The 6,507-nt window shown below is 66.3% G+C and carries 7 protein-coding genes; all 7 read right to left on the reverse strand.

The genetic code is table 11. The features are described from left to right. Positions 1 to 6: 6 nt before the first annotated feature. A complete protein-coding gene (locus JSV65_14630; protein ID UCH36793.1) occupies positions 7 to 939 on the reverse strand; it encodes an electron transfer flavoprotein subunit alpha/FixB family protein in 933 nt (310 codons plus the stop codon). A 167-nt stretch (positions 940 to 1,106) separates the two neighbouring features. Continuing rightward, complete coding sequence (locus tag JSV65_14635) at positions 1,107 to 1,892, reverse strand: electron transfer flavoprotein subunit beta/FixA family protein (protein ID UCH33785.1); 786 nt, start codon at positions 1,890 to 1,892, stop codon at positions 1,107 to 1,109. Between the two features lie 18 nt (positions 1,893 to 1,910). Further along, complete coding sequence (locus JSV65_14640) at positions 1,911 to 2,525, reverse strand: hypothetical protein (GenBank protein UCH33786.1); 615 nt, start codon at positions 2,523 to 2,525, stop codon at positions 1,911 to 1,913. 19 nt (positions 2,526 to 2,544) lie between these two features. Further along, positions 2,545 to 3,231 carry an electron transfer flavoprotein subunit beta/FixA family protein gene (locus tag JSV65_14645; protein ID UCH33787.1) on the reverse strand — a complete coding sequence of 229 codons (687 nt, stop codon included), beginning with the start codon at positions 3,229 to 3,231 and terminating at the stop codon, positions 2,545 to 2,547. An 81-nt stretch (positions 3,232 to 3,312) separates the two neighbouring features. After that, positions 3,313 to 4,467: an acyl-CoA dehydrogenase family protein gene (locus JSV65_14650; GenBank protein ID UCH33788.1), complete on the reverse strand. Its 1,155-nt coding sequence runs from the start codon at positions 4,465 to 4,467 to the stop codon at positions 3,313 to 3,315. 191 nt (positions 4,468 to 4,658) lie between these two features. Then, positions 4,659 to 5,441 carry an enoyl-CoA hydratase/isomerase family protein gene (locus JSV65_14655; protein UCH33789.1) on the reverse strand — a complete coding sequence of 261 codons (783 nt, stop codon included), beginning with the start codon at positions 5,439 to 5,441 and terminating at the stop codon, positions 4,659 to 4,661. A gap of 73 nt (positions 5,442 to 5,514) precedes the next feature. After that, a partial coding sequence (locus tag JSV65_14660) for a hypothetical protein (GenBank protein ID UCH33790.1) occupies positions 5,515 to 6,507 on the reverse strand: 993 nt, incomplete at its 5' end.

Consider the following 6,507-nt stretch of genomic DNA (forward strand, 5'->3'; position numbering starts at 1 on the left):
TCGTGGCTAGTCGGCGCCGACGCCCGCCCGCTTGAGCTCCTCGGTCAGGGCGGGCACGACCTCAAACACGTCGCCGACTATGCCGTAGTCACACTTCGTGAATATGGGTGCTTCGGGATCCTTGTTGATCGCGACGATACACTGTGAGGAACTCATGCCGACCAGATGTTGGATCGCCCCGGAGATACCGCAGGCGATGTACAGGCGCGGCGAGACGGTCTTTCCCGTCTGCCCCACCTGGTTACCGTGAGGCATCCAGCCCGCGTCCACCGCTGCGCGCGACGCACCTACTGCCGCGTTGAGCAGCCCCGCCAATTCCCGCAGCATCGCGAAAGCGCTCGGATCGCCCAGGCCGCGGCCGCCGGAGACGATGACTTCCGCCTCTGCTACGTCGAGTTCCTCGCGCTCGGCCTTGATAAGCTCCACCAGCTCAACGACCGCCTCGGTCGGCGATGGTTCGGGCGCGACGCGGCTGATGACCTCTGCCGCGCGCGAGCTGTCGGGCTCGCCGGCGCTGAAAACGCGCGGCCGCGCGGTGACGATGCGCGGCTGTGTCTTAGTCTCGACGGCGGCAATCACCTTGCCCGCATACATCGGCCGCTTCTGCTCGAGCGCACCCGAGGCATCCGCGGTCAGGGAGATGCAGTTAGCGGCAAGACCCACGCCCAGGCGCGCCGCCAGCGCGGCCGCGAGGTCGCCGCCGTTGGCGCTCGCGGGCAGAAGGATCAGCGACGGCTCCAGTTCGCGCGCCAGCGCCTCAACTGTGGACAGCGGCCCCCGCTCCGCGCCGGGGATGCTGTAGACTTTATCCGCACCGTACGACCCGAGTACCGGCGCGTGCGCCCCTGCCTCGTCGAGCACGGCGACGGCCACGCTGCCGCCGGCTGCATCAGCGAGGCGCCGCGCCTCGCTGACCAACTCCAGGCTGACCGGGCGCATGCTGCCGCCGGTAATCTCCGCAACCACGAGTATCTCACCAGCCACTGTTCGCTCCTTGCGCGTTCTACATACCGACCGCACGGCTGGGGCCGCGCGCGGTGGGCCGGGACGGGGTCCTCATTCTGCGCAGCGTGACACGCCTGCTGCACGCTCCACGCCGAGGCGAGCTACAGGACCTTCGCCTCATCCCGCAGCGCCGCGACGACGCGCTGCACGGCCTCGCCGACCGGCGCTTCGATGACGGTTCCGCCGCCGCGCTCGGGCGGACGTTCGAACTTCACCACGCGTGTCGGCGAACCGGCCGCGCCCACCGCATCCGGGCTGACGCCGATGCCCGCTGCGTCCTGCGTCTGGACGTCCTTGCGCTTGGCCTTCATGATGTCAATGGCCTTCGGATAGCGCGGCTCGTTGAGTCCCTTCTCGGCGGTCAACACGGCCGGCAGAGGGCAGCGGACGACCGCCGTTCCCGCCTCCGTCTCGCGATGCGCGGTGACCTTGCCGTCGGCGATTTCCACCTTCACCACCGCGGATATGTGCGGCAACCCGAGCAGTTCCGCGAGCGCCGTTCCGACGTAGCCGCATGCATCGTCAACCGCCATCTTGCCGCACCAGATCAGGTCGTACTCCATCGCCCCGATTGCGGCAGCGAGGATCCGCGCGGCGGCGTGGGCATCCGAACCTTCGAAGGCCGCATCTGACAAGTGCAGGATGTTATCCGCGCCCATCGCCGCCGCCGTGCGCAGAGTCGTCACCACCCGCTCCGCGCCGATGCACACCGCCGTGACGCTGCCGCCCTCGCGCGCCTTGATTTGCAGCGCTTCCTCCAGCGCGTATTCATCATACGGGTTCATCACCCACGGAATGCCCTCGGTCTCGATTGCGGCGCCGTCCGCGCTCGGGATGATTTCCGCGGCAGTGTCGGGAACCTGCTTGATGCAGACGATGGTATTCATGGCTCCATTCCTCGCTGACTATGCGCTGAGGCGCTCGACCTCGCCCTCACGCGAAGCATCCTCGCTCGGAACGCGGCCCGCGCCCTCGGCGAGGGATATCATTTGAGGCCGTTTTTCGGGGCAGGCGAACTCGCCGAGAAGGCGAGCGCCGTAGAGGGGTACGACTCCGACGACCAATCGCTCGTCCGCCTCTGCGCGCACTTGCTGCGCGCCGGCGATCAGCCCCGTGCCGCAGCGCTGCGCGACGCGCGGTGCGAGGTCGCGCGCGACGTCGCCGGCCCCCATCAGCAGCACTTCGGGCTTGCGCGTTTCGACCGCCGCCACAACCGCCGCGGCCCACGCGCTCTGCTCGTACTCCGCCGGCGCATCCGCGATCAGCACTGTGTCGGCGCCGCAGCGGATCAACGCGTTCGCGGCGTCCTCCCCGGCTCCGAGCAGCAGCGCGTCGAGGCGAGCGCCGAAGGCATCGGCGATTTCCCGACCCAAACCCAGCGCGCCGTGCACGGCTTCGCCGGTCTCGCCGCCCGGTGCGTCCGCTATCACCATGACGCCGCGGTACTCCGCGCCGGCTTCCTCCTCCATGCTGATGCCGAACGCCGCCATCAGATCTTGGGCGCTGATGTCATCGCTCATCGAACCCTGCCTCGTCCGTTCAGGTTTGCGGCAGCTCGAGGACGCGCAGCCGCACGCCGGCGCCCGTCGCGCCGATGTCCTCCGCCGCCAGCCCGAGATCGCTCGCCGTCGGCCTCTCGATGGGCTTCTTCGCGGCCTTCATTACGGCCATGGCATTCGGCAACCGCGGGGAGTTGCACCCGGGCTCGACCGCGAGCAGTGCCGGGAGCTGAAGCTCGGCCGCGCCGAGACTGCCTGCGCGCTCGATGTTCAGCTTACCGTCGCTTGCCTTGGCGCCGGTCACGCGCGTGACATGGGGCACGCCGAGCGCTTCGGCGACGCGCGGCCCGATCTGCCCGGCGTTGTGAATGATGGAACTTCCCCCGCACAGGATGAGGTCGAAATCGCCGGCATGCCTAATCGCAGCAGCGACCGTCTTCGCGTCGGCCAGAGCGTCGCCGCCCTGCGCCTGCTCGTCGTCAATCAGGTGCGCGCGATCAACGCCCATCGCGAGAATGCGACGCAAGGGATCGAGAGCATCGTCCCCGCCTACCGTGAAGGCAACGAGTTCGTCGCCGTCTTGGCGCAGCGCGAGAGCTAACTCGACTGCGTTCTCGTCGGCAGGATTGGGGACGCGTTTGCCCTGTTCAACCAACTCGGACTGGCTCTTGCTGACGTAGGCCTTCTCCAGGTCCGGCACTGGCTTGACGCAGATTGCGATGCGCATACCCGTTGCTCCGGCATTGATTTCGCATGCCGAGGGAGAGCACACCCCCAGCGCTTTTGGTTGTCCGTCGGGCGCAGGGGATCAGTATCGCCCCTTGCGCGTGAGATCGCCCGCGACGACCATCCGCTGCACCTCGTTGGTGCCCTCGAAGATGCGGTTGATGCGAGCGTCGCGGTAGTACATCTCGATGGGGTACTCCTGCATATAGCCGATGCCGCCGTGGATTTGCACCGCCTTGTCCACGATACGATCGAGGGCCTCGGAGCAGAACATCTTGACGATCGCCGATTCGCGGCTGACTTTCAGCCCCTGGTCGCACATCCAGGCGCCGCGGTACACCATGCTTTCCATCGCGAAGGTCTCGGCCGCCATTTCCGCCAACATCCACTGGATCGCTTGCTTGCGGATGATCGGCTCACCGAACTGGACGCGCTGGCTCGCGTGCTGGATGCTGAGGTCAATGAGTTCTTTCCCGGCTCCGACGCAGGCGGCGCCGAGGCTGAGGCGGCCGACATCGAGGGTCTTCATCGCGGTGAGGAAGCCCATCCCTACTTTGCCGATGACGTTTTCCTTCGGCACCCGCATGTCCTTGAAGAAAAGCTCGCACGTACCCGAGCCGCGGATCCCCATCTTCTTCTCCCGTGGGCCGCGGGAAAAGCCCGGCATGTCGCTCTCGACGATGAAGGCGGTGACGCCGCCGCGCACACCCAGCGACTTGTCGGTAACCGCAAACACGCTGATGACGTCCGCGATATCGCCGTTGGTGATATAGATCTTGGAGCCGTTGATGACGTAATCGTCGCCATCAGGGACGGCGGTAGTCGCGATCGCCGCCGCATCGGACCCGGCGCCTGGCTCCGTAAGGGCGAAGGCAGCGATCTTCTCCCCAGAGCACAATGCGGGCAGGTACTTGCCCTTCTGTTCCTCGGTGCCATCGAGGTAGAGCGCCATGACGCCAATGGAGGTATGAGCCGCCAGCAGCACGGCCACTGAGGCGGACCCGCGCCCCATCTCGTCGAGCACGACGCAATAGCCGATCTCCCCGGCGCCGACGCCGCCGTACTCTTCCGCGAACGGGATGCCAAAGAAGCCTTGCTCGCGCATCTTGGCCATCAGGTCCTCGGGGATGCGCTCTTCCTCGTCAATCTGGCGGGCGAGCGGCTTGACCTCGTTGTTGACGAAGTCCCGCGTCATGTCCCGCAGCATCTCGTGCTCTTCAGCAAACGTGAAATCCATGTCTGCCTCCTATAGAGTGTCGGCTATCACACGCGCGGCGCTGTGCACCGCTCCGGAGCCCCGACGCGTCGGGGCCGCCGAAGCTCTTGCGGAATCGGGCTCGCCAACGTGATTCTCCGGTCCGCCGCCCGTGCGGCGATACGCGAACCCCGTTGGGCGCAAGCCGCTTCTGGAGTGCGCCGCGCTCGCACTCACTCGTCGGTGAACTTCGGCTGGCGCTTCTCGAGGAACGCGCTCACACCCTCGCGCATATCCTTGGTCTCGCAGATATCGCCGAACAAACGATTCTCCAGAGCGAGCCCGTCGTCCACACTCATCGCGATGCCGTCGCGTATCGCCTGCATTGACCTGCTGATCGCCTGCTTGCTCTTGGCGGCGATGCGCTGGGCGAGGCCTTTGGCCTGCTTCATGACCTCGGCCTCCGGCACCACGCGATTGACCAGGCCGACCGCCTTCGCCTCGGCGGCGGTTATCGGCTCGCCGCTCAGGATCACCTCGTACGCCTTGCCCGTGCCCGCCAAGCGGGGGAACCGCTGCGTGCCGCCGAAGCCCGGGATGATGCCGAGGTTGATCTCCGGCTGGCCGATCTTGGCGCGATCGCTGGCGATGCGCATGTGACACGCCATGGCAAGCTCGGTGCCTCCGCCCAGGCACATACCGTTAATCGCCGCGATCACCGGAATGTCCATCAACTCGATCTCGCGGAAGAACTTCTGTCCCCGGCCCGCAAGCTCCGCGCCGTGCTTCGGGTCCTTGATCTCGGAGATCTCCTTGATGTCGGCCCCCGCGATGAAGAACATCCCGGCGCCGGTGATGATCACCGCCTTGACACTCGCGTCGCCCTTGATCTCGTTGAACGCGCCCATCATGTCTTGGATGACCGGCGTGGACAGCGAGTTGACGGGCGGGTGGTTGACTACCACCGTCGCGATGCCGTCCTCGATGCTCAAGTTCACATGCTGATACTCGGCCATGATATCTCCTCCCTGCGCCTGTTTTCCCAGCCCGTCGTCACTGACACTGCAATCAGCTCGCCGACAGCTGCGCCTAGTACGTGAAGAACCCGCGGCCGGCCTTCTGGCCCAGGTGCCCCGCCGCCCTCATGCGCTTCAACATCGGCGCCGGCCAGAAGCGCTCGCCGAGTTCCTTGCTGTAGCGCTCCAGACCCTCGAGCACGACGTCGAGGCCGATGGTGTCCGCGTACTTCAGAATGCCGCCCTTGTCCTGCGGGAAGCCGATGCCGGCGAGCATGGCGATGTCCATATCGCTGGCGCTGCTGACCTGCTCCTGCAAGCAGATGACCGCCTCGTTGATCATGGGGTAGACAAGGCGCTCGACCGAGAACTCGGTGCCGGAGACCCCGGTTTCCTTCTGCACCTCGGCAATCATGCTCTGCACCGCCTCGTCGACGCCGGCGCTGCCCTCCTCGGCGTAGCTGTAGAACCCGGCCTTGCTCTTGAGGCCGTAGCGGTCGGCGGCGACGATCTTCTCCCACAATCTCGCCGGCGCCATGCGCGGGCCGTAGAAGTCGTACAGTGTGCGGCCGACGCTCGCGCACACATCCAGCCCCAGCGTGTCGCACAGCACGAACGGGCCCATCGGGAAGCCCCAGTCCCGCATCGCCGCGTCTATGTCCGGCGCCGTCGCCGCGCCCTCCTGGAGCGCCATCACCGCCTCGTTGAGGTAGGGGAGGAGCAGCCGGTTGACGAGGAACCCGCCGCATTCCTGCACCCGCACCGCTATCTTGCGCAGGCTCTCGGCAAACGCCGCCGTGTCGTCAACCGTCTCGTCCGAGGTCTCGAGGCCCGGAATTACCTCCACCAGCTTCATGACGTGGGCGGGGTAGAAGAAGTGCATGCCCACGACCTTCTCCGCGCGCGTAGTGACGGACGCGATTTCGGAGATGGACAGCGCGGAGGTGTTGCTGGCGAGGATGCACGTCTCCGGCGTCGCCTCCTCGAGCTCCTTGAAGATCTTCTTCTTCAGGTCCATCTTCTCGGGGACCGCCTCGATGACGATGTCAACATCCCCAAACCCGTC

This window comes from Armatimonadota bacterium (assembly GCA_020354555.1).
Classification (GTDB): domain Bacteria; phylum Armatimonadota; class Hebobacteria.

Bases quoted from the DNA above. Each gene is read 5' to 3' on its own strand.
- JSV65_14630 (UCH36793.1), bottom strand. From the start codon at position 939: ATGCGCCCGGTCAGCCTGGAGTTGGTCAGCGAGGCGCGGCGCCTCGCT.
- JSV65_14635 (UCH33785.1), bottom strand. From the start codon at position 1,892: ATGAATACCATCGTCTGCATCAAGCAGGTTCCCGACACTGCCGCGGAA.
- JSV65_14640 (UCH33786.1), bottom strand. From the start codon at position 2,525: ATGAGCGATGACATCAGCGCCCAAGATCTGATGGCGGCGTTCGGCATC.
- JSV65_14645 (UCH33787.1), bottom strand. From the start codon at position 3,231: ATGCGCATCGCAATCTGCGTCAAGCCAGTGCCGGACCTGGAGAAGGCC.
- JSV65_14650 (UCH33788.1), bottom strand. From the start codon at position 4,467: ATGGATTTCACGTTTGCTGAAGAGCACGAGATGCTGCGGGACATGACG.
- JSV65_14655 (UCH33789.1), bottom strand. From the start codon at position 5,441: ATGGCCGAGTATCAGCATGTGAACTTGAGCATCGAGGACGGCATCGCG.